Origin of the sequence: Mycobacterium deserti (genome assembly GCF_025345615.1) — a bacterium.
GTDB classification, from domain to species: domain Bacteria; phylum Actinomycetota; class Actinomycetes; order Mycobacteriales; family Mycobacteriaceae; genus Mycobacterium; species Mycobacterium deserti.
The window spans coordinates 288,543-309,955 of record NZ_JAODWD010000001.1; the positions used below are offsets into that span (position 1 = coordinate 288,543).

At 65.0% G+C, this 21,413-nt stretch carries 21 protein-coding genes and 1 pseudogene; 9 read left to right on the forward strand and 13 right to left on the reverse strand.

The features are described 5' to 3' along the window. Positions 1-4: 4 nt before the first annotated feature. The 3 genes from N4S67_RS01450 to N4S67_RS01460 are packed head-to-tail and all read right to left on the reverse strand — an operon-like array spanning position 5 to position 3,679. Complete coding sequence (locus N4S67_RS01450; RefSeq protein ID WP_260991161.1) at positions 5-1,297, reverse strand: FAS1-like dehydratase domain-containing protein; 1,293 nt, start codon at positions 1,295-1,297, stop codon at positions 5-7. A gap of 10 nt (positions 1,298-1,307) precedes the next feature. Beyond that, positions 1,308-2,159 (reverse strand): mycofactocin-coupled SDR family oxidoreductase, encoded by an 852-nt coding sequence (locus N4S67_RS01455; protein ID WP_260991162.1) that lies wholly within the window; start codon positions 2,157-2,159, stop codon positions 1,308-1,310. An 11-nt stretch (positions 2,160-2,170) separates the two neighbouring features. Continuing rightward, the gene (locus tag N4S67_RS01460; protein WP_260991163.1) at positions 2,171-3,679 is read right to left on the reverse strand and encodes a class I adenylate-forming enzyme family protein; all 1,509 of its coding nucleotides are present in this window, start codon (positions 3,677-3,679) and stop codon (positions 2,171-2,173) included. Between the two features lie 93 nt (positions 3,680-3,772). On the opposite strand from N4S67_RS01460, the gene N4S67_RS01465 reads away from it, so the two are divergent. Then, a complete protein-coding gene (locus N4S67_RS01465) occupies positions 3,773-4,762 on the forward strand; it encodes an acyl-CoA dehydrogenase (protein WP_260991164.1) in 990 nt (329 codons plus the stop codon). A gap of 5 nt (positions 4,763-4,767) precedes the next feature. Here the strand turns inward: N4S67_RS01465 and N4S67_RS01470 are convergent, their stop codons facing one another. From N4S67_RS01470 to N4S67_RS01485, 4 genes are all read right to left on the reverse strand, one after another. Continuing rightward, positions 4,768-5,952, reverse strand: a complete 1,185-nt coding sequence (locus N4S67_RS01470) for an acyl-CoA dehydrogenase family protein (RefSeq protein ID WP_260991165.1) — start codon at positions 5,950-5,952, stop codon at positions 4,768-4,770. A 2-nt stretch (positions 5,953-5,954) separates the two neighbouring features. Next, on the reverse strand, positions 5,955-8,213 hold the full coding sequence (locus N4S67_RS01475; protein WP_260992005.1) for an acyl-CoA dehydrogenase family protein: 2,259 nt from the start codon (positions 8,211-8,213) through the stop codon (positions 5,955-5,957). An 89-nt stretch (positions 8,214-8,302) separates the two neighbouring features. After that, the gene (locus N4S67_RS01480) at positions 8,303-8,497 is read right to left on the reverse strand and encodes a ferredoxin (protein WP_260991166.1); all 195 of its coding nucleotides are present in this window, start codon (positions 8,495-8,497) and stop codon (positions 8,303-8,305) included. 22 nt (positions 8,498-8,519) lie between these two features. Beyond that, positions 8,520-8,969 (reverse strand): lipoprotein LpqH, encoded by a 450-nt coding sequence (locus tag N4S67_RS01485; protein WP_260991167.1) that lies wholly within the window; start codon positions 8,967-8,969, stop codon positions 8,520-8,522. A gap of 66 nt (positions 8,970-9,035) precedes the next feature. On the opposite strand from N4S67_RS01485, the pseudogene N4S67_RS01490 reads away from it, so the two are divergent. Further along, positions 9,036-9,158 (forward strand): annotated as a pseudogene (locus N4S67_RS01490) (CAP domain-containing protein); the annotation flags it as partial. On the opposite strand, the gene N4S67_RS01495 reads toward N4S67_RS01490, so the two are convergent. Further along, positions 9,155-9,535 (reverse strand): DUF732 domain-containing protein, encoded by a 381-nt coding sequence (locus N4S67_RS01495; RefSeq protein WP_260991168.1) that lies wholly within the window; start codon positions 9,533-9,535, stop codon positions 9,155-9,157. The pseudogene N4S67_RS01490 and the gene N4S67_RS01495 sit on opposite strands and share 4 nt — an antisense overlap. A 29-nt stretch (positions 9,536-9,564) precedes the next feature. Here N4S67_RS01495 and N4S67_RS01500 point away from each other — a divergent pair, with 29 nt between their 5' ends. Continuing rightward, positions 9,565-10,053 carry a CAP domain-containing protein gene (locus N4S67_RS01500; RefSeq protein WP_260991169.1) on the forward strand — a complete coding sequence of 163 codons (489 nt, stop codon included), beginning with the start codon at positions 9,565-9,567 and terminating at the stop codon, positions 10,051-10,053. Here the strand turns inward: N4S67_RS01500 and N4S67_RS01505 are convergent. The 3 genes from N4S67_RS01505 to N4S67_RS01515 are packed head-to-tail and all read right to left on the reverse strand — an operon-like array spanning position 10,050 to position 13,242. Beyond that, positions 10,050-11,570 (reverse strand): class I adenylate-forming enzyme family protein, encoded by a 1,521-nt coding sequence (locus tag N4S67_RS01505; RefSeq protein WP_260991170.1) that lies wholly within the window; start codon positions 11,568-11,570, stop codon positions 10,050-10,052. The two genes, N4S67_RS01500 and N4S67_RS01505, sit on opposite strands and share 4 nt — an antisense overlap. Before the next feature lie 2 nt (positions 11,571-11,572). Then, complete coding sequence (locus tag N4S67_RS01510) at positions 11,573-12,766, reverse strand: thiolase family protein (protein WP_260991171.1); 1,194 nt, start codon at positions 12,764-12,766, stop codon at positions 11,573-11,575. A 17-nt stretch (positions 12,767-12,783) separates the two neighbouring features. After that, positions 12,784-13,242, reverse strand: coding sequence for a MaoC family dehydratase (locus tag N4S67_RS01515; protein WP_260991172.1), 459 nt, complete (start codon positions 13,240-13,242; stop codon positions 12,784-12,786). 94 nt (positions 13,243-13,336) lie between these two features. On the opposite strand from N4S67_RS01515, the gene N4S67_RS01520 reads away from it, so the two are divergent. Genes N4S67_RS01520 through N4S67_RS01530 form a run of 3 tightly spaced genes read left to right on the forward strand, consistent with a single transcriptional unit; the run spans position 13,337 to position 15,463 of the window. Further along, positions 13,337-14,524, forward strand: coding sequence for a thiolase family protein (locus N4S67_RS01520; RefSeq protein ID WP_260991173.1), 1,188 nt, complete (start codon positions 13,337-13,339; stop codon positions 14,522-14,524). A 1-nt stretch (position 14,525) separates the two neighbouring features. Further along, complete coding sequence (locus N4S67_RS01525; RefSeq protein ID WP_260991174.1) at positions 14,526-14,951, forward strand: Zn-ribbon domain-containing OB-fold protein; 426 nt, start codon at positions 14,526-14,528, stop codon at positions 14,949-14,951. Between the two features lie 2 nt (positions 14,952-14,953). Continuing rightward, positions 14,954-15,463: a DinB family protein gene (locus tag N4S67_RS01530; RefSeq protein ID WP_260991175.1), complete on the forward strand. Its 510-nt coding sequence runs from the start codon at positions 14,954-14,956 to the stop codon at positions 15,461-15,463. On the opposite strand, the gene N4S67_RS01535 is transcribed toward N4S67_RS01530, so the two are convergent. Further along, positions 15,441-16,037, reverse strand: coding sequence for a TetR/AcrR family transcriptional regulator (locus N4S67_RS01535; RefSeq protein WP_260991176.1), 597 nt, complete (start codon positions 16,035-16,037; stop codon positions 15,441-15,443). The two genes, N4S67_RS01530 and N4S67_RS01535, sit on opposite strands and share 23 nt — an antisense overlap. 146 nt (positions 16,038-16,183) lie before the next feature. On the opposite strand from N4S67_RS01535, the gene N4S67_RS01540 reads away from it, so the two are divergent. Further along, positions 16,184-17,419, forward strand: coding sequence for an amidohydrolase family protein (locus tag N4S67_RS01540; RefSeq protein ID WP_260991177.1), 1,236 nt, complete (start codon positions 16,184-16,186; stop codon positions 17,417-17,419). A 46-nt stretch (positions 17,420-17,465) separates the two neighbouring features. Here N4S67_RS01540 and N4S67_RS01545 read toward each other — a convergent pair whose 3' ends face one another. Continuing rightward, positions 17,466-18,857, reverse strand: coding sequence for a WS/DGAT/MGAT family O-acyltransferase (locus N4S67_RS01545; protein WP_260991178.1), 1,392 nt, complete (start codon positions 18,855-18,857; stop codon positions 17,466-17,468). Positions 18,858-18,971: 114 nt separating this feature from the next. Between N4S67_RS01545 and N4S67_RS01550 the strand changes: the two genes are divergently transcribed. Continuing rightward, complete coding sequence (locus tag N4S67_RS01550) at positions 18,972-19,778, forward strand: 1-acyl-sn-glycerol-3-phosphate acyltransferase (RefSeq protein WP_260991179.1); 807 nt, start codon at positions 18,972-18,974, stop codon at positions 19,776-19,778. A gap of 2 nt (positions 19,779-19,780) precedes the next feature. Beyond that, positions 19,781-21,340: an acyl-CoA ligase FadD12 gene (fadD12, locus tag N4S67_RS01555; RefSeq protein ID WP_260991180.1), complete on the forward strand. Its 1,560-nt coding sequence runs from the start codon at positions 19,781-19,783 to the stop codon at positions 21,338-21,340. Positions 21,341-21,413: the final 73 nt, after the last annotated feature.

A 21,413-nucleotide genomic window follows, 5' to 3' on the forward strand; every position in this document is an offset into this window, starting at 1 on the left:
CACATCACTCTCCATATAGTTGTCGTAGCTCTTGTCCGACCCTGCCTGCGATCCGCGAGACGACCTGTGCCCCGCGTCTTCTCAGCTCCATATCGGGGACCGGCAGAACGACCGCACCGGTTTCCCTGGATGGCAGCAGAACCTTGGCAGTGCCCTTGGTGGTGGCTTCGTCGCGTTGGTTGGTGGCGAACACCTCCAATGAAACCGCGTCGTCGGGGCTTTCGCCCTTCGCCGTCACCGCCCCCGTACAGCGGTGGATGTCGCCGTGGTAGTTGAATCCGCGCATCTGAAGGTCCATCTCGGCCAGCCATCCATCGTCGCCGATCCAGTTGGTCATCAGGTGGCTGACCCACGCCGCCCGCATCTGGCCGTAGTCATAGGGCGCCGGGATACCCAGCGCTCGGGCGCGTTCGGGATCCCAATGCAGCCGCTGCACCACATCCGGCACTCCGTACTCGTCGGGCTGGTAGAACGCAGGCATTCGCTTACGGAGCTGATGGGCGAACTTCAGCGGGCCGACCCCGTAACCGCCCCATCCCCAACCCATGTGCATGCTGATGATGTCCACGACCGTCAGCGGGCCCTTGATCACCAATGGCAACTCGTCGCCGACGTGAATGTCCTCCAACCACCTGGGCTCCGCGCCGCGGCGTTGTTCGGCCTCGTAAGCCGCTTCAACCTCGGCGAACTCCTCGTCGGTCCAGCGCTGGCGCTCGATGCCCGCGAGCTTGCCGGAGCTCTTCGAGCCGTGCCGCTCCGCACTGATGTACGACTCGTCCCGGGTGGCGATCGGGTTTCCGTCGGCGTCGACATAGAGATACCGGAAGGTCTCCTTGACAGATCGTCCTCCGGAGAATTGGCTTTCCTTGACCTCCACGTCGACGGTAAAGGCCTCCATCAGCACCGGGCGGCCAGGGTAAACCGGTTGATACCACGTCCATTTGACGCCTGAGTAGTACTTGCCCGTGCCGCGGAACAGCCCGCGAAACAGTTTCTTGCGCTCGGAATCGGTGAACTTCGGCGTCTGGTCGAGACCTGTGCTGATGGGAAACGTCGGAGACGCGATCTGGCCGTGCCAGCGGGTGCCGCGCCCGTAGTCCTGGTCGTGGTACAACGGGTTGTCATCTCCGCATCCGAACGCGAAGTGGGTGATGGCATCGGCGCTCGGCAGTTTGTTCCAGGCCTCGTCGCGCTGGTTGACGGCGATGCCGATCTGCGCCCTGGCGCGTTCGATGTCTTCGTCGGTGATGCGACCTTCGACTGCCGCGGTATCGGCACCGGATTCAGTAGTCGTCATGGCAATGCTCCTAGAACTTCAACATGGCGCCGGCATCGACCTTGAATTGGCCGCCGGTGACATAGCGGGACTCGTCCGACGCGAGGAAACAGACCATGTTGGAGATGTCCTGAGGTTCCACATAGGGAACGGGCATGGACTGCATGGCGGGGAAGGCCAACATTGCGTCCTCTCGTGTCGGACTCTCGAGGTCCGGCCGGAACTGCCGGAACATCGGGTCACTGTTGAGCATGCGGGTGTTGACATTCGTTGGATGTATCGCGTTGACCCGAATTGATTGTGGCGCAAGCTGTCCGGCGAGCTGGAGGGTGTAGGAGTCCACCAATTGCTTGGCGTAGCTGTAACCGGCTCCACCAGGACCCTGCGGCCCAGCAGCGCCGGCGGGCATCCTCGCCGCCAGCAGCCCGGCGATCGACCCAGTCGTGATGATCGACGCGCCCTCCTGCAAGTGGGGCAGTGCGGTGTGAACGGTGTTGACCACCCCGATGAAGTCGACGTCGAATGCGTCGACAAACGCTCGCACGGACAAGTGCGCGCCAAGAGGACAGATGCCGGCATTTGCGACGACGACGTCGAGTCGGCCGAATTCCGAGACCGCGTTGGCTAATTCGCGGCTCATCGCCGCCCGGTCACGCACATCGACCTGCGCGGTGTAAGCCCGCCGTCCGGTCTTCTCGACTTCAAGGCCGGCCTCTTCGAGGTCGTGCGGTGTCGCCAGCGGATACTCGTTGGTGTCGATGTCGTGGCAGATGTCGAAGAGGATCAGGTCGGCACCCTCCTCGGCCAGTTTGACCGCGTGGCTGCGACCCTGACCCCTTGCCCCGCCTGTCACCAGAACGACTTTGTCCTGTACCCGTCCCATGACGTCACCTTTCAATCGGATTGAGCTACGGCTGTGAGCTTCTCGAGAGCCGCAACGAGCAGGCGACGATCGACCTTGAGCGCCGCACCACGCGGTAACTCGTCCACGACGAACACCCGGGCGGGCACCTCGTACGGCGTGAGCGATGTCCTGCAGTGTGCCCGCAGCTCGTCGCTGGTTGCCGTCAGTGGCGATCTCAGCTCGACGGCGGCGACCGGAACCTGCCCGAGCCGGGCGTCGGGTAGACCCGCCACCGCGGCGTCGGCCACTGCGTTGTGGGTGCGCAGCGCCCGCACGACGATCTCCGGCGCGATCTTGAAACCGCCTCGGACGATGACGTCGTCTGCGCGACCATCGAAGTAGAGGTATCCATCGTCGTCGATGTGCGCGAGATCGCTGGTGGTGACCCAGTTGTCGGCGGTTCCGCCGACCTGTGGTGAGGCGACCTGCAACCGTCCCGTTTGTCCGGCGGGTAGCACGGTGCCGTCCTCGTCGACCGTCCGGAGGCGCACACCGGGGAATGGTCGACCCACGCTGCCCTTCTTGTCCGCCCACGACGCGTTGAAGTCCTTCAAAGTCCAGCCGGCCACGGCACCGGCGAACTCGGTAGCGCCGTAGGTGATCAGAATCGGGATGCCATAGCGCTCGACGAAGGCGTCCACCATGATCGGATCGACGGGCGCGGTTCCTGAATTGACAGCCCGCACGCTGGCCAGATCTTCGGGTGGGATGTCGGAGTCGAGCACCGCTCGGATCGCAGGCGGAGGCAGTCCGACCACGACGGGCCGGTGTTCCTTGATGGCGTGGTGCCAGCCGGAGAGGGTGAACCGGTCCAGCATCACGATAGGTCGCGCGGCCGCGAGTGACTGCAGCAACGAAAACAGTCCCCCGATATGGATGATCGGCAGAGTCACCATGCCGACCGCACCGGTGAACGGCGGCTTGTCACGGGTTTCCGGACGGTCGTTGTGTTGCAGCGCCGACGACAGCGATACCTCGATCTGTTTGCGTTGCAGTGGAACACGTTTCGCGGGCCCGGTCGTGCCGGAGGTGAGCATCTCGATGGCGATCGACGGATCGCCGCTCCGAGCCGCACCCTCCCCATCAGCGCGCGACGTCACCTCGCCGCCGTCGACGCTGTAGGCGGCGGCGCCGAGTTCTGCGACGGCGTCTGCGAATACCGCTTCGCTCCAGAGAATCCGGGGTGCCAACAAGTAGTCGGCGCCGGAGGCGACGAGATCGGCACTAAGCCGCGGTATCGGTTGGAGCGGGCTGATCGACACCAGCGTGCGTTGTGCACGGAAAATCGCGATGATGGCGGCCACCGACTCCATGCGGTTACCCAGGACTACGGCGACGCGGCCGCCGGGTCCGCAGCCCCCGGCGGTCAATTCCCGGTCGATGCGATCGGCGAGGTCACGGACCGTACGCCAGGTCACCCACCGCCCGTCACACTGGAGCATTCGTGCGTCGTCGGCGGCGCTCCACAGCCGTCCCAACGCGTCTCGAATGCTCGTCATCGCCACTTTCTGGAGAGCCTGGCGCCATGGCGCTATCTAGTTAAACGTATACCGACATGGTTTACTAGGTCAACTTACTGGAAGGTGTCAGTTGTGGACTTCGGATTGACCGATGAGCAGGAGCAACTCGCCGATTCGGAACGGTCCTGGCTGGAGCGCAACGACCCGATCGCTCGCCTGCGGCAGACCCTCGACCAGGCTCCGATCACCATCGACCGGGCGGCAGTGACCCACGCGGCCGAGTCCGGGTTGTTGGCGATGTTGACATCGGACATCGGCGGTACCCACGTCGACCTGGCGGTCTGCAGCGAGGCGCACGGATATGCCGCCAGTTCGTTGCCGATTGCCGATCTTGCCGTCGGCATCTGGTTGCTAGACCGAGCCGGAATGGACGCCGCGACCGCCGCCGCGTCGGGCGAGCAGCTCATCGGCCCGGCGCGGGCGAGCGATCAGGTCATCAGTCCCGTCCCGATGGCGGCAGAGCTGGACGGCTTCGCCGTCGTGCGACGAATCGATGACGGCGACTTCGTCGCAGTCATCCCCGACGCGAATTCGAGTCGCATGGCGACGCTGGATCTCACCAGGTCCTGGTCGCGGCCACACCTCGATGCGGGCGTGGTCGACTGGAAGGCACTGCCCGCCGGAACCGTGCGATACGTGCGAGATGCACTTGCGGTGCACCGTGCTTTCGACGCGCTCGGCGGTGCCGCGCGCCTGCTCGATTTAACCGTGGCGTATGCGTTGCAACGCGAACAATTCGGCTCCGCGATCGGAACGTTCCAAGCCGTCAAACACCACTGTGCAGACATGGCCCTCGGCGTGGAGGCCAGCCGGGCTGCGTTGTGGGGGGCCGCGCTGTCATTGGACACTGCGCCCGATGACGCCCGATCGCGCGCGGTGTCGGCGGCGGTCGCGTACGCGAAGTGCGCGGCCAGCGCTGCCGCCGGTACTGCCCTCCAGGTTCACGGCGGTATCGGCTTCACCTGGGAGCACGATCTGCATCTATTCCTGCGCCGGATCAAAGTCGACGAAGCTGTCGACGGCAGCGTCGCCGAGCACCGCGCGGTCCTGGTACCCGCGTAACCACATCATCGGCGCGGCAGACCCAGTCCGCGTTCTGCGATGAGGTTGCGCATGATCTCCGAACTGCCGCCCGCGATCGTGTAGGCGCGCGCGTACAGCCATTCGTCCTGCCACCGTCCACCATCGATTGCGTTGGGGTCGCCCTCGACCAGCACGCCCGCCTCGCCACCCAACTCGACCGCAAACCGTGCCAGCTCCACGTTGATTTCGCTGAACATCAGCTTGCCCATCGCCGCGTCGTGCATGCGCTCCCTGCCTCGAAGCCAGCGGGTCAGGTTGGCGTAGGTCAACGCCGACAGCGCTTCGATCTCGGCGCTGAACTGGCCGATCCGGTCGCGGACGCGATCGCTCTCGATCGCCGGGCGTCCGTTGATCTGGACGCGCGACGCCAATTCGACGAGTGCCTCGACCGCCAATCTCAGCTTCACCACGATGCCGCCGACATTCGTGCGCTCATGGGCCAGCGTCGCATTCGCAATCGCCCAACCCTGGCCCGGCGCACCGATGATCGCGTCGGCGGCCACCTCGACGCCGTCGAAGAACACTTCGTTGAAGTCCGAGGTGCCGGTCAGCTCACGCAGCGGTCGGACACTGACACCCGGTGCCGACATGTCGAGGATGAACGCGCTGATGCCCTTGTGCTTGGGCGCTTCGGCATCGGTGCGCGCCAGAAGGTACCCGTAACGCGCCCAGTGCCCATCGGTGGTCCACACCTTCTGGCCGCTGACGATGTAGGCATCTCCGCTTCGCACGGCCTTGGTCCGTAGCGACGCCAGGTCGCTGCCCGCGCCGGGTTCACTGAAGAGCTGGCACCACAGTTCGCGGCCGGCTCGGATCTCTGGCAGGTGTCGACGCCGCTGTTCGTCCGTTCCGAAATGGATCAACGCGTGCGACGCCAGCACGCTGCCGCTCTGTGCGCCGGGCACCTGCGCACGAGCGAGCTCTTCGCCGACGATGATCGAGTGATCCGGTGAGCGATCGTCGCGCCCACCGTATTCCGCAGGCCAATCCGAACCGGCGTAGCCCGCGCCGTACAGCCGCGCTGTCCATTCCTGCAGTGCGCGGTGCTCTGACTCGTTCTCAGCGCTGCGCACACCCGCGCGCGGCGGGATCGATGGTGCGTATTCGGCGATGAAATTCCTTACCTCGCTGCGAAACTCCGCCAGTTCCGGTGTGGTGCCGTATTGCATCGTCAGGCTTCCGTTCGATGCAGGAGGTTCCGTGCGGCGCGGTCACGGAGTGCACTTGCGCGGCCGACCAGCACGGCGTTCGCCCGTGCCCGGCGCAGCAACAGGTGAACGGGGTGCTCCCAGGTGAAACCGATGCCGCCGTGAACCTGCAGCGCGCCTTCAGTGATTGCCACTCCGGCGTCGAACGCTGCGGCTGCCGCCAGCTCGACTGCGCAGTCCGCATCGTCGCTGTCGATGTCCGCCTCAGCCGCAGCCAGCACCTGGCTGCGGGCGCCCTCGAGTGCGACCAACATATCCGCGCAACGATGCGAAATGGCCTGGAACCTACCAATGGGTCGACCGAACTGCTCACGCTCGCAGGCCCATTCGACGGCCATCCCCAATGCTCTGGCACCCACTCCCACAGAGTCGGCCGCCACGGCGAGCAAGCCGTTGCGCCGGGCGCGCCGCAGCGCCTCCCGCAGCCCGGGTCCGTCGGCGAGCACTTCACCGGCCGCTCCCGACAGTTCGATCGAGCCGACCGTCGCACTGAGGTCGAGCGGCTGAAGAGCCGTGATGCCCACACCGTGAACGCCGCGATTCACGCTGACCAGCACCTCGCGGTCGTCGAGTCTCGCCAACACCAGTAGCAGCTCGGCCGCCGGTGCGCCGGCCACTATCGGCAAAGTGCCCGTGAGTCGTCCGCCGTCCCACTCGGGCAGCGCGAGTCCGTCGATCTGCCAGCCCTCATCGTTGAGAGGCACTGCGAAAGCAGCGCTCGCACCTGCGGCAATGCGCCCGGCAACCCCCTTGGCGCCGACCGCAATTGCCAGGTCGAGCGCGATCACCGTCGGGACCAGAGGCACGGCGGCGATCGACTTGGCCGTCTCTTCGATCGCGGCATACAGCAGCCGCCGAGGCGCGCCTGCGCCGCCGAGGGCCTCGTCGACCGCCAGGCCGGGCAGGCCGAAATCGACGAGTGAGGACCAGGACGCGGCGTCGGTGGCGTCGAAAGCGCGGGCGCGGTCCAGCAGTTCGGACACATCGACAGTGCACTGCAGCGTGTCGGCCAGCACTTGGCGAAGCTGTTTTTCGTCCTGTTCGGGTGTGGTCAGCGGAGCGCCGGGCGCTACTGTCGCGACGCGGGTGCCCTCGCCACGATGCGACGGCATACCGAGTACTGACTCAGCGATGGTGTTGCGGTGAATCTCGGAAGTTCCGGCGCCGATCGTGGTGGCGCGACTCATCAGATAACCGAAAGTCCAGCGGCCACCGTCGACAGCGCCCTGCGCGCGACTGCCGAGCGCGGCGTGCGCGCCGGTCGCGCGCAATGCGAGGGCGTGCAACTGCTGCTCGAACTCGGACCCGACCAACCTGTTGACCGAAGTCACCCCGCCCGGATCCTCACCTCGAAGGACGGCGTCGAGGGCGCGAGCGCTGTTGGCCGCGATGGTCCGGACTCCGGATTCCAGCCGAGCTACCTCTTGCCGCACCAGTGGGTCGTCGTCGAGTCCGTGCGACACCGCCAAGCCGATGACCCTGTCGACCGTCTTGCGGTACTTGAATTCGTTGGCAAGAAATGCCGTCGCCCGCTCATGGCCGAGGGAGGTTCGCATGATCGACCAGCCGTGGCCCTCTTCGCCGACGCGATTGCCCACATCGACCTTCACGTCATCGAAGAACACCTCGGCGAAATGCGCTGCTCCGCTGATGTCGCGCAGCGGCCGGACCTCGATGCCGGGGCTGTCCATGGGAATCAGCAGATAGGTGATGCCGTCGGTGCTGCGACCCGGTGGTCCGGTTCGCACCAAACCGAACATCCAATCGGCGCGGTCAGCCCCCGTCGTCCAGACCTTTTGACCGGTCACCCGGTATACGTCGCCGTCGCGGACCGCCCTGGTCGACAACGACGCGAGATCGCTGCCCGCGCCGGGTTCGGAGAAGCCCTGGCACCAGAACTCGTCGGCGCGCAGCAGCGGCTCGAGGAACCGATCCCTCAGTTCCTCTGTGCCGTAGGCGATCAACGTGGGCGCGACGATGAAAGACACCGGGCACGGGTGTCCCGGCGCTCCCGCAGCTGTGGTGATCCGGTAGTAATCAAGCTGGTCCTCCAGCGACAGCTCCAGTCCACCAACCGATTTCGGCCAACCCGGTGCCGCCAGCTTCGCGTCGACCAGCTGGGAATGCCAGGCACGCGCCGCCTCGAGGCGGTCGGCGCCGTGCGCGCGGCCGTGGTCGGTGAGAAACCGTTCCAGCCGCGCCCGCCAGTCGGCAGAGGACATCTGCACCCCACAAAGTTAACTTGGTTACTTATGTGCCAGTGTCGACTGCCGGGTGCGGGTTTGGCAAGTACCGCGTCGCGCCCGGCGGTTCAGTCCCCTTCGAGAACAATGGCCAACTCGGGGCAGGCGGCTACGCCGTCGCGGACCCGGTCCTCGTCTTCCGGCTTCACGTCGTGCGCCTCAAGGACGCTGTAGCCGGAGTCGTCGATCGGGAACAGATCCGGATCTACGGCGTAGCACTGGGCGTGGCCGACACACCTCGCCTGTTCGAGTCGCACTTTCATGGTCGATCCTCCGTCGTCGTAATCAGCAGGCCACTCGAATCGAAAAGGTCTGTGTAATGCGGGCACTCGGATTGCTGGCGTTGAATCCATTTGCGGTGCCGTTGACGTGGAATGTCCTTCCGGCAACCTCGACCTCGGCCGCCGGGTCGATGTCGGCCCAGTAGCCGCCGGTGAACCCGCCGAGATCGCGAATCTGCGCGAACTGCAGAACCATGCCTTCGGACGTGTCGACGGCCGACGTCGTACCCGCGTTTTCGTCCCCGGTGTTGATCGTCGTGACCGCACCTTCGGACGTACAGCGCACACTGTGCGTGGTGTCCACCCGCGCGCCGTCGATCGTCACCTCGGCCGTGCCGTTCGACAGGCTGCCCGGCGGAGCCGGGGCCGGTTCGGGGTCCGAGCAGCCGCTGAGCATTGTTGCTGCCGTTGTCACAAAGACCCCGGCGAGGAGGCGAATACGGCTGACCGTCACCCGAACATAATCCGCTAAATATCTTCCCAATTCAACCGTGATGTAGTTGACTGAGGACACCAGGGAGAAAGGACGGCCGTGGACCCCAACCCCGACTACGACGCCAGCGACGAGCTGGAGTACGGAATAAGTTACTTCGCGTGGATATTGCGAGGGGTCTATCCGCCACCCGCGTATCCCCCCGCCTAGGGCGAGGCGGTATAGCCGGCAGCGGAGTTCCTGAGCTGCCAGATCTGCGCGGGACACAGTTCGTTGGCAGCCTGCGAGATCAGGTACGACGCCTGGTACTCGTCGTTCGTGCGGAAGTCGTTTTTTATGTCGCGGACGAGCTGCCCATACGGCAACCCCGCAGTGATCTTGTCGCAGACCCCGCGCCCGTAGGCAAGCGCGTGATCGGCGCTGGCGAAGTTGTAGCCCGGGCGCACCGTGACATTGACCAGATATGCCACCGGGTCGGCCGAAACCGGCGCCGCGGGCAATGCGAACCCGCCCAGCACCAACGGCACTGCGAGGACTGCGGTGAGGATCGACCTTTTGGGGCTCATACGCAGGAAAGCGTAATTCATTTAGCTGATTGTTGTTAGTCTCTTCACTCATGAGGTTCATCGGCAGACGCGGCGTGGTCATGCTGTTCCTGATGGTCGCCTTCGCGGCAGGCGTCGCCGTACCGCCCGCCCACGCGGACAACAAGCGGCTCAACGAGAGCGTCTTCGTCAACATCTACACCGCGCAGAAGCAGAACGGCTGCCCGACCGAGCCCGAACTCGACGGCAGGCTCGTCGAACTTGCCCGCCTGCACACTCTCGACGTGCTCAACAACAGGGCACTCAACGGCGACATCGGTTCGGACGGCTCCACACCGCAGGACCGAGCCAATCGATCCGGCTTCGTCGGCAAGGTGTCCGAAACCGTTGCGATCAACCCGGCGCTGGCGATCAGCGGCATCGAGATCCTCGGTCAGTGGTGGTGGAATCCGGCCTACCAGGCAACGATGAAGGACTGCGGCAACACCTCAATCGGCGTGTGGTCGGAGAACAGCCTCGACCGGTCCGTGGTGGTCGCCGTGTACGGCCAGCCCGGCTAAAGGTTCGCGAGGTCGGCCCGAAGTCGCTTCTTGTCGATCTTCCCGCTTGGTAACACCGGCAACTCGTCGACGATGACGAGCCTGCGCGGGATCTTGTAAGCAGCCAACCGCAACCGTGCGAAGTCCTGTACCGCATCGAGCGTCAGGTCGGCATTGGGCCTCAATACGACGACGGCGCAGACAGTCTCGCCCCATCTCTCGTCCGGCGCGCCCACCACGACACACGCCTGGACGGCGTCGAGCCGGCTCAGCGCGTCCTCGACCTCGGGCGAGTAGACGTTCTCGCCGCCGGTGATGATCACGTCTTTCTTGCGGTCGACGAGGTACAGCAGCCCACGTGCGTCGAACCGGCCGACGTCCCCCGTATGGCACCAACCGTCACGCAAGGTCGCCAGGGTCGCGGCGTGGTCGTCCCAGTAACCGCGGAACTGGGAATCGGTGCGCACCACGATCTCGCCCGGCTGCCCCACCGGCGCCTCGGTGCCGTTGTCGGCGACGATGCGCACCTCGATACCCGGAAACGGAAAACCGACCGAGCGCAGTGCATCGCCGGCATCGGAACCATCGACCGTATGCAGTTCCCGGGGCAGTCCCGACACAATCACTTCGGTCTGCCCGTACAGATTGAGGAAGCCGGCCGACGGCAGCATCGACAACGCCCGTTCGAGGACGGCGACGGTCATTGGTGCGGCAGCGTAGATGACAGTGCGGAGCGTCTCGACGGAAGCGACGTCGGACACCGCGTCGAGGAGCGCCCGCAACATCACCGGCGCGAGATGCACGAGCGTGATGCGCTCCTGTTTGATCAAGTGGACGGCATCAGTCGCGTCGAACTGCTTTTGCAGCACCACCGTTCCGCCGCGAGCGTGCAGACCACCGATGATGGCCATCGCGCCGATGTGGAACATCGGCATGTTGATCAGCCCGCGATCCATTGATCCGGTACACATCTCGGCGTTCATGGTAAATGCGACGCGGCGCTGCTCGCGCTGTCCGAGGATGCAGCATTTCGACGCGCCGGTGGTCCCGCTCGTGAAGATCAGGCACGCGATGTCGTCGGATTGCGCCTCGAACGGCAACTCGTCGTGGCCGCTCGAGAGAAACCCGTCGAGATCCTCCAGACGGACCACCTTCGCGCCCGGTTCGAGTTCGTCGATCATCGGCGCGAACTCGTCGGCGACGAACACGATGGACGGGCGAACCCGGTTCAGTACTTCGCGGACTTCGTTTGCAGCGAGGCGAAAGTTGACCGTCGCCATGATGATGCCACTCAACTGGCATGCCGCCATCACTTCGCCGAATTCGATGCTGTTGCGGCTCAGTAACGCGATGCGGTCCTGCCGCCGCACCCCCGCGGCCGCCATCGCCGACGCCAAGCGCACCGCACGTACGCGCAGTCGTGCATGGGTGATGCTGCGGTCGCCAAGCCGGTACGCCACCACGTCGGGAAACCGTCGGGCGTTGTCGGTGACGATGTCGCCCAGCGTCATCCCCGCATCACCCGCGTTGGCCGCCATGGCTACCGGCTGCTCAACAACATCGAACCGGCCACCGGCCCCCCGCCCACGCCGACTGCCACCACTTCCGGAGTCTTCGGCGCCTGACGGTCACCGCCCTCACCCCACATCTGCACGCACGCCTCGTGGAGGAACCCCATACCGTGTAGCCTGCCGCCGGACAACTGGCCGCCGCTCGTGTTTATCGGCAGCGGTCCGTCGAGCGCAATCCGTTCACCGCCTTCGATGAACTCACCGACACCGCCGTGCTTGCAGAATCCCAACGCCTCGAGCCACATGACGGTGAGGAACGAGAATCCGTCGTAGATTTGGGCCATGTCGACGTCGGCCGGCGTCAATGTGGTGTTCTCCCAGAGTGTTTCGGCGGAGTCGTGGGCGGCCATCGTGGTGATGTCCGAGCGCTGATCCCACGTTGCGCGCTCGAACATTCCCGGCCCGACGGACTCCACGGTCAACGGGTGGCGGTTCAGCCCGCCGGCGGCGTCGCGGCGGGACACGATGACGGCCGTCGCGCCGTCACAAGGTACGTCGCAGTCGTAGAGGCACAGCGGCTCCGAAATCATCCGGGCGTCGAGGTACTCATCCATACACATCGGCTGGCGGTAGACGGCATCGGGGTTGAGCCCGGCGTTGCGTCGGGCATTGAGCGCGATCGAACCGAGCTGTTCGCGCGTCAACCCGAAATCGTGCATGTACCGCTGGGTCGGCATCGCCAGCCAGTTCGCCGCCGACAATGCACCGAACGGAGCGACCCACTCCAGATGTGAAGGCAGCTTGCCACCGCCGAACAGCACCGAGGCTCGGCCACCGCCGGCCTCGGCCGCCGCCGTTGATTCCCACACCGAACGGAACACCACGACGTGGTTCGCCAGACCGAGGGCAACCGCCATACACGCCTCGATGGCAGGTCCGATCTGGCCCGCGGTTTCCAGGCTCGACATGTACCACCGGCAGCGCAGGCCGAGCGCGTTGCGGACCTCTTGCACGCCGGCGCCGGAGAACCCGGGGTCGGGTACGCCGGGCCCCGGGTAGCTGGCGATACCGTCGATGTCGTCGACGTCCAGACCGGCGTCGGCGATGGCGCGGAGGACCGCTTCCAGGGTCAGGTCCAGGCCGGTGCGGCCCAACCGGCGCCCGACCTGAGACTTGCCCGCACCGGTCAGCACCGCCTTGCCCTCAAATGGACCGCCGGTCATCCTGGTGACATTAGCCATCAGAAGACGAACCTCGCGATGAGTTCGGCGACAGCGGCGGGCCTCTCTCCGCCGTCGATCTCCACCGTGTGCTGCACCGTCAGGTTGACGGTGTCATCGGCGACCTTGACGGCGTCCAGGAGTTTCGAGCGCACCCGCACACGACTACCCGTGGTGACCGCGGCGAGGAACCGAACCTTGTTCAGCCCGTAGTTGATCCCCATCTTCGCGTTCTCGACGCGGTAATTGTCCTTGCTCACGCCGGGGATGAGCGACAGCGTGAGGAACCCGTGCGCGATCGTCGCGCCGTACGGGCTCTCGGCCTTGGCCTTCTCGGCGTCGACGTGGATCCACTGGTGGTCCATCGTCACGTCGGCGAACGCGTCGATGCGGCTCTGGTCGATCTCCACCCATCGGCTGACTCCGAGTTCGGCCCCAATCAACCCGATTCCCTCGTCAACGGACCCAATCGTCTTCATGACTTCTCCTGTCGCGAACCGCTCCCCACAATTTATTTATCTATTTAACGGTATAGACTGCCGATGGCTTATCCGACAACCACCGGGGAGAGTTATGCCGTCCACGACATCTCGCGCAGCCATCGTCGCCGCCGCACGTACGCCAATCGGCACGGCGCGGAAAGGCTCACTGGCCAACATGCCTGCGGTTGAGCTCGCCAAACCGGTGGTGGCGGCAGTCATCGAGAGGTCCGGCCTGGACGCCGCCGACTTCGAAGACCTGGTTCTTGCCGAGGTGATGCAGGGCGGCGGGGACAGCGCACGCTACATCGCGGTGTCGCTCGGCTTACTCGACATTCCCGGCTTGGCGGTCAACCGCCAGTGCGCATCGAGTCTGTCGGCCATAGCGGTCGGCGCGGGACAGATCGCCTCCGGCATGAGCCGCGCCGTACTGGCCGGCGGCATGGAGTCGCTGTCCACCTCTCCGATCCTGCAGAAGCGCAAGCCATTCACCGCGGGCAAGTCCGCGCAGGACTATGCGCAGTGGTTCCCCGAGTCGCATCCGCCGACCGACGACGCGCCGGCGATGGACATGTCGATCACCGTCGCGCACAACTGCAACGTGCAGTACGGCATCACCCGCGAAGATCAGGACGAATGGGCCCTGCGCAGCCACCAGCGCGCAATCAAGGCCATCGACGCCGGGTCGTTCGTCGACGAGATCGTTCCGATCGAGGTGCCCCAGGCCGACGGCTCGACGGTCACCTTCACCGAGGACGAGCATCCGCGCCGCGGCAGCTCGATGGAGTCGCTGGCAGGCCTGAAGGTGTTGCACCCCGAGATCGAAGGCTTCAGCGTGACCGCTGGCAACTCCTCGGGTATCAACGACGCCGCAGCAGTTGTCGCCTTGGCCACCCCGGACACTCAGCAGGAGGTGCTGGCGAGTGTGTTGTCTTGGACGCAGGTCGGGCTGGAGCCGAAGCGCACCGGCAGCGGGCCGATCAAGGCTATCCCGAAGGCGCTCGAGTTGGCGGGACGCAAGATCGAAGATGTCTCGCTCTTCGAGATCAACGAGGCATTTGCAGCGCAGGCTGTCGCGTGCGCCCGCGAGCTTGGCCTCGACGAGGAGATCGTCAATGTGTACGGATCGGGCATCAGCCTGGGGCACCCGATCGCCGCGACCGGCGCACGCATGGTGACGTCGGCGATTCACGAATTGCGCAGGCGCGGTGGTGGAATCGGAGTGCTGTCGATGTGCGCCGGCGGCGGAATGGGCGCGGCAATGGTTGTCGAGGTGGCGTGAGATGACGAATCTGATCACTGACGGACTGTTCCGGGTCGACGGGGATCGCACCGTTCTGCTGGGTTCACGGCGCGCCTCGACGGGCGTCGTCAAGTTTCCTGCTGAACGTGCGGACTTGTTCGACGCCAACCCCGACATCCAGACCGACATCGAAGCGCTCGAATTGTCCACGGAAGGAACGCTTTACACGTTCACGACCCAGGAGTTCCCGCCGCCCCTGCCGTATAAGGGCCACCGAGATCCGACAGTGTTCAGGCCTTATGTCGTCGGCTTCGTTGAGCTGGCGGAAGGGCTGCTGGTGGAGTCACTGATCGTCGACGTCGCCGCAGACGATCTCCGGATCGGCCAAGGCATGGTGTCGACCACCACCACGCTGGACACCGAGGCCGGCGAAAAGTTCACCACCTTCGCCTTCCGCCCGGCATAGTCATGGAGGAGGTCTGCGCCGACTGCGGCTTCGACCAATCGACGACGCCACCGCGGGAGGTGGCAACCGCCCTGCCGCCGCTGGCGCTCGCGATCTCAGATAGTCTCCGGATCCTCACGGACGACGAGCTCCGAAGACGTCCCGCCTCCACCGTGTGGTCGCCGCTGGAGTATCTGGGGCACCTCCGGGAATCGATGGCGTTTCACCGCTGGCTCATCGAACGTGCGCTCACCGAGGACAACCCGGTCGTAGCGATGGTCGATCCCGATGAGTCCGTGGCACTGGCGTCGTACAACGACACCGAGCGCGAGATGCTCATCGGGCAGTTCGATCGCCGGATCCAACGCCTCGGCGATGCGCTGATCTCGTTGGACAGCGACGCCGCGGGTCGCACTCTGGCCCTCGGCGATCGGCAGATCTCGGTAGCACTCGTTGCGCGCAGTGCCTGGCATGAGTGCCACCACCACCTCGGCGACATCCGACGTACGGTCAGCCGCGCGCCATCGCCGTGATGCTATCGGCGATCACCGCGATGATCTCGCCGCGGTCCACCGCAACCGATTGCATTTCCACGGCGTACCACGAGCGGTCCAGCAGCCCCATCGCCGCGATCCCGATCACCTCCGGTGAGTGTTTCCCGTCGGCGCGGATCGCATGACCCAGCTTCCAGGCAGCCCGAGTCATCATGTGGTTGCGCGAGCGCCGGAACTCCTCATTGTCCGGAGCGGTGTGGGCGGCGGCCGTCACGAACGCGCCGTGCCGGTCCATGTAGTCGAAGTACTCGCGCACCCATTCGGTGACTGCGTCGGCCCGGTCGGAGCGGACCGCCGCCGCGCAGTTCTCGATCACCGCCAACGCATCGTGGTACGCGGTCTTGCCGAGGACGTTGAAGACCTCGGTCTTGTCCTTGAAGTAGGTGTAGAAGCCGGCGCGCGAAATGCCGCAGGCATCGGTGATGGCGTTGATCGACGTGCCGCCGAAACCACGTTCGAGGAACAGACGCCGACTGGCGTCCAGGATCGCCGAGCGAGTCCGCTCACCGCGACTGATCTCGAGCGGGTTGAGGAGTCCCTCCGCCGTCGTCATATCCGCACTTTATCTGACGATGTCGTTGGTACGCAATATTTGCAGCTCAAAACCACTGTTTGCGGCGTTGCGGCCCATTTACTTGACACTATCGTCAAGTTCCGTCAGACTGCTGAGAGAAGCCCACGCGATTTAGGAGACGGCCCATGGAGCAGTTCACCGATGCACCGATCTTCGACGCCGACCAGCACATGTACGAGACGCCGGACGCCTTGCTCAAGTACCTGCCAGAGCAGTACAAGAAGGCCGTGCAGTTCGTCCAGATCGGCCGTCACACGCGGATCGCGATTCTGAACAAGATCACCGATTACATGCCGAATCCGACCTTCGACCGCGTCGCCGCTCCCGGCGCGCACGAGAAGTTCTACTCCGGCCAGAACCCTGAGGGTCTGACCATGCGCGAGATGTCGGGCCGCGGCATCGACACGCCTCCGGGAGCGCGCAATCCCGAAGATCGGATCGCCGAACTCAACGGCCAGGGTGTGGACGCGTGTATCAATTACCCGACGCTGGCGAACCTCGTCGAGCACTCGTCGGCCGAGGATCCTGAGCTGACCGCGGCCATCATCCACTCGCTCAACCAGTGGATGCTCGAACACTGGGGTTTCGCCCATGAGAACCGGGTCTACTCCACGCCCGTCATCAATTTGGGCATCCTCGACGAGGGCCTTCGCGAGCTCGAGTACATCCTGAACAACGGCGCAAAAGTCGCGCTGATCAAGCCCGCACCCGTGAAGGGGTTCAAAGGCTGGCGCTCTCCTGCCCTGCCCGAGTTCGATCCGTTCTGGCGCGAGGTCGAGGCCGCGGGGCTGCCGATAGTGCTGCACGCCAGCCAACCTCCGCTTCAGGAGTACATCGAAAAATGGGAGCCTGCCGACACGGCCAGCGCATTCGAGATGTCCGCATTCAAGTGGACCGCGCTGGGCCACCGCGAGATCGCCGACATGCTGACCAGTCTGATCTGTCACGGCACCCTGACCCGGTTTCCGAAGCTGCGCATCGCCAGCGTGGAGAACGGAAGTGCCTGGATCAAACCGCTTTTCGACGATCTGGAGATGACCTACGGGAAGATGCCGCAGAACTTCCCCGAACATCCGCACGAGGTGTTCCGCCGCAACTGCTGGGTCAGCCCGTTTTGGGAGGGGTCGGTGGCCGACGTCGTGCAGACCGTCGGCTGGGACAAGGTGATGTTCGGCTCCGACTGGCCGCACCCCGAAGGCTTGGCCGAGCCGAGGGGCTATTGGAAGTATGCCGAGGGCATGGATATTCGACGCACCTACGACTTCATGGGCGACAACGCCCGGCGCTTCATGGGGCTACCGCTCGCCAATCCCGATCCGGACGCCGTCAAGCCGCCGGCGCTGGAGACCGCGAGCGCCTAGCGCCGCGATTCCAGGCAGCCTGAGCTCAGTGCGCGCAGATCTGCGATCACATTCGGGGCACGGCGGCAGTAGGTAGGCCGGCCGCCGCGCGGATCAGACCGAACGCTTCGACCATCGCGTCGGTCACCTCGTGCGGATCATCGAAGGTCACATCGTCGGCGAGCACACAGATGTTGAGCTGGTCGACGTAGCTCCACACGGTGATGTTCACACCGACTCCGAACGTGAGCGGGCCGACTGACAGGAACTGCTCGACAGGCGCGCCTGCGATCCGGCCCGGTACGCGAGGGCCCGCTACGTTGGATACCGGGACGTTGATCAGCTTGCTCGGTCCGCTGGTCGCGATGCGGCGAAACAACAGTTCGGTCGTCCGCGGCGGCGCATAACTGGCCCACCGGCTGACGAGGTCGGGTCCGAGAAGCTGGGTGTTCCTCTTGCCGATCTCCGAACCGACGCGGGCAAGGCGAACCCAATCGAGTGGATCGGTGACATGCACCGGCAGCGACACGACGATAGTGCCCAGCGCGTTGCCCGACACCCGCTCCGGTGAGGTGTCTAAGGCCATCGGCACACCGCCCAGCAGCGGCTCGTCGGCGTGTCCGTCGTATTTCAACAGCAGCGAGCGAACGGCTCCTGCGACGGTGGCCAGGACGATGTCGTTGATCGTGACCCCGAGTTGCTTAGCGGTCTCCTTGACTTTGGCGAGCTCGAGAGTGGCGCTGGCGAACGTGCGACCGGGCGACACGACGTGGTTGAGAAACGTCGACGGAGGCCGGAAGTTTCGAGCCAGGTCCGGCCCGGACGCTGACCGGCGGTGCACCCGCCGAATACCCTTGGCGGTATCGAACACCAGGCGGGGAAGGTCTCTGGCGTGGTCCACGTGATCGCGTAGCGCCGCGCGAATCAACCGGCCCCTCGACGGGATCGGATCAGCGCAGTAGTCCTCCCTTTCCGGCTGCGGCGCATTCGGAAGGTCCATGCCGCGCGCCATCAGATTGGCCGACGCGACGCCATCGGCCAGCGCATGATGGACCTTTCCGATGACGGCGAACCGGTTGTCCGGCATGCCCTCGACGAAGTAGAACTCCCACAGCGGCTTGCTGCGGTCCAGCGGTGTGGCAGCGACAGAAGCGATCGCGGCGTTGAGTTCCCGTCGACCACCGGGAGGTGCGATCTGTAGCCGCCGAACGTGGTAGTCGATGTCGACGTCGCAGTTCTCCAGCCACATCGCGCGATGCACCCTGCCTGGGATGTCGACGAGTTGATAGCGCAAGGGTTCGAGGAGGTGCAGTCGCCGCGCCAACGTCTGTCGGAAGCGGTCGAACCCGAAGTCGGAGCGGTCCGACGCGTCGATCACAGCGATTTTCAGGGTGTGTTGGTGCAGGTTGGGAGTCTCGTTGTACAGCAGGACCGCGTCCCAGCCGCCAAGTCTTTTCAACGTCCCTCCCAGGCCCTACCTCGATCCCGCGCGTGATGATTCAAGGCTATTGGGGTACCCCGCCCTCACGCGGGTTAATATTTAAATATCTAACGACTTCTTAGGAGGGAGCTCGTGAGCGCGCCCGACACGAAACCGTCGGCGATCTCCAAGTGGGACCCGGTGCTGACTGAGCGCGCGATGGGCTTGATACGGCCGATCATCAAGGGCTGGCATCGGGCCGAGGTACGCGGCCTCGACGACTTTCCACCGGGCGGTGCCCTGGTGGTCGCCAACCATTCAGGTGGCTTGATCGCCGTCGACATACCGGTCTTCGCGACAGACTTCTACGCCACGTTCGGGTACGGCCGACCGGTCTACACGCTCAGCCACGACATCCTTTTCGGAGGACCCCAGGGTGATGTTCTGGCACGGACCGGCTTCATCCCGGCCAGCCACGACAACGCCGACGAGGCGCTGCGCGCGGGTGGCGTCGTTGTCGTCTTTCCCGGCGGTGATTACGACGTCTACCGACCCACTTGGTCGGCGAACAAGGTCGATTTCAACGGGCGGACCGGCTATGTCCAAGCGGCGATCAACGCGGGTGTGCCGATCGTGCCGTCGGTGTCAATCGGCGGTCAGGAGACCCAGATCTACCTCACCCGCGGCGAGTGGCTGGCCAAGCTGACCCGTATCGACAAGCTGGTCCGAACCAAGTTCCTGCCGATCTCGTTCGGCTTTCCGTTCGGCTTCAGCGCTGTGCTCCCAGTCAACCTGCCACTGCCAAGCAAAATCGTGACCCAGATTCTCCCGCCGATCGACGTCGCGGCGGAGTTCGGCGAAGCCCCCGACGTCGACGACGTCGATGCTCATGTCCGCGGCGTCATGCAGCGGGCCCTCGACCGACTTGCTTCCGAGCGCAGACTTCCGGTGATCGGTTGATCATGCTGGAACGTCTCAAGCAGATCGCGGGCTTCGCCGGCACGCTGTCCCGCGCCCGGGTGATCGCCCCGTTGCGGCCTGACCGGTACGTACGCATGGGAGTCGCGGTCCGGCGCGCCGGGATGAATGCGACATCCGGGTTCGCGATCGCGGCCCAGCGCTGCCCCGACCGACCCGGGCTCATCGACGAGTTGGGCACCCTGACCTGGCGCGAACTGGATGAGGAAAGCGACGCCTTGGCCACCGCGCTGCAGACATTGCCCGGCGCGGCTCCGAAGGTCGTCGGCATCATGGCGCGAAACCACCGGGGCTTTGTCGAATCGTTGATCGCCGCCAACCGGATCGGCGCCGACGTGCTGCTGCTGAACACATCGTTTGCCGGGCCGGCGCTGGCTGAGGTCGTGGTGCGCGAGGAGGTCGACGCCGTCATCTACGACGAAGAGTTCGCGGGGTCGATCGACCAGGCGCTGAAAGACCGTCCGCGGGCCGCGAAGATCGTGGCGTGGACGGACGCCCCCGGCGCCCACGAAGTCACGGTCGCGGGCCTGGTCGATGAGCACCGCGGCCGACGTCCATCGCAGGTCACACGGACGTCGAAGATGATCCTGCTGACCTCCGGCACCACCGGATCACCCAAGGGCGCGAAGCACTCCGGCGGTGGACCCGAGGCGCTGAAGTCGATTCTCGACCGGACACCGTGGCGCGCAGAGGAGACCGTGGTGATCGTCGCGCCGATGTTCCACGCGTGGGGATTCGGGCAACTCGGCATCGCCGGGCTGATGGCGTGCACGATCGTCACCCGTCGCAAATTCGATCCCGAGGCGACCCTCGCCCTCGTCGACACGCACCGCGCGACAGGTCTGTCGGTCGTCCCGGTGATGTTCGACCGGATCGTGGACCTGCCCGACGATGTGCTGTCTCGCTACAGCGGGCGCTCGCTGCGGTTCGCCGCCGCATCGGGTTCGCGGATGCGCCCGGATGTCGTCATCAAGTTCATGGACCGATTCGGCGAGGTGATCTACAACAACTACAACGCCACCGAAGCAGGGATGATCGCGACCGCCACACCGTCCGACCTCCGTGCGGCACCCGATACTGCGGGCCGACCCGCCGAGGGAACCGAAATCCGTGTCCTCGACGGCGATTTCCGCGAGCAGCCCGCTGGGGAGGTCGGCACCATATACGTGCGCAGCACCGTCCAGTTCGACGGATACACCTCGGGCCAGACCAAAGACTTCCACGGCGGCTTCATGAGCTCAGGAGATGTCGGCTATCTCGACGAGGCCGGCCGATTGTTCGTCGTCGGTCGTGACGACGAGATGATCGTCTCGGGCGGCGAAAACGTGTATCCGATCGAAGTCGAGAAAACGCTCGCGGCGCACGCCGACGTTGCCGAGGCAGCGGTGCTCGGCGTCGACGACGCCGAGTACGGCCAGCGGCTTGCGGCGTTCGTCGTTCTGTCCGACGGCGCCTCAGCGACACCGGATGGGCTCAAGGCACACGTACGCGAGAACCTCGCGAACTACAAGGTGCCGCGTAGCATCACGATTCTCGACGAATAGCCCCGAAGCAGCACAGGAAAGATCCTGCGGGGTGACCTGCAGACACTACTGGAAGCCGACGGCGACACGTGAC

Coding starts and splice junctions, on each gene's coding strand:
- N4S67_RS01450 (WP_260991161.1), bottom strand. CDS start 1,297: ATGACGACTACTGAATCCGGTGCCGATACCGCGGCAGTCGAAGGTCGC.
- N4S67_RS01540 (WP_260991177.1), top strand. CDS start 16,184: ATGGAGCAGTTCACCGATGCACCGATCTTCGACGCCGACCAGCACATG.
- N4S67_RS01480 (WP_260991166.1), bottom strand. CDS start 8,497: ATGAAAGTGCGACTCGAACAGGCGAGGTGTGTCGGCCACGCCCAGTGC.
- N4S67_RS01520 (WP_260991173.1), top strand. CDS start 13,337: ATGCCGTCCACGACATCTCGCGCAGCCATCGTCGCCGCCGCACGTACG.
- N4S67_RS01525 (WP_260991174.1), top strand. CDS start 14,526: ATGACGAATCTGATCACTGACGGACTGTTCCGGGTCGACGGGGATCGC.
- N4S67_RS01530 (WP_260991175.1), top strand. CDS start 14,954: ATGGAGGAGGTCTGCGCCGACTGCGGCTTCGACCAATCGACGACGCCA.
- N4S67_RS01455 (WP_260991162.1), bottom strand. CDS start 2,159: ATGGGACGGGTACAGGACAAAGTCGTTCTGGTGACAGGCGGGGCAAGG.
- N4S67_RS01500 (WP_260991169.1), top strand. CDS start 9,565: ATGAGGTTCATCGGCAGACGCGGCGTGGTCATGCTGTTCCTGATGGTC.
- N4S67_RS01535 (WP_260991176.1), bottom strand. CDS start 16,037: ATGACGACGGCGGAGGGACTCCTCAACCCGCTCGAGATCAGTCGCGGT.
- N4S67_RS01495 (WP_260991168.1), bottom strand. CDS start 9,535: ATGAATTACGCTTTCCTGCGTATGAGCCCCAAAAGGTCGATCCTCACC.
- N4S67_RS01510 (WP_260991171.1), bottom strand. CDS start 12,766: ATGACCGGCGGTCCATTTGAGGGCAAGGCGGTGCTGACCGGTGCGGGC.
- N4S67_RS01470 (WP_260991165.1), bottom strand. CDS start 5,952: ATGCAATACGGCACCACACCGGAACTGGCGGAGTTTCGCAGCGAGGTA.
- N4S67_RS01475 (WP_260992005.1), bottom strand. CDS start 8,213: ATGTCCTCTGCCGACTGGCGGGCGCGGCTGGAACGGTTTCTCACCGAC.
- N4S67_RS01505 (WP_260991170.1), bottom strand. CDS start 11,570: ATGGCGGCCAACGCGGGTGATGCGGGGATGACGCTGGGCGACATCGTC.
- fadD12 (WP_260991180.1), top strand. CDS start 19,781: ATGCTGGAACGTCTCAAGCAGATCGCGGGCTTCGCCGGCACGCTGTCC.
- N4S67_RS01460 (WP_260991163.1), bottom strand. CDS start 3,679: ATGACGAGCATTCGAGACGCGTTGGGACGGCTGTGGAGCGCCGCCGAC.
- N4S67_RS01515 (WP_260991172.1), bottom strand. CDS start 13,242: ATGAAGACGATTGGGTCCGTTGACGAGGGAATCGGGTTGATTGGGGCC.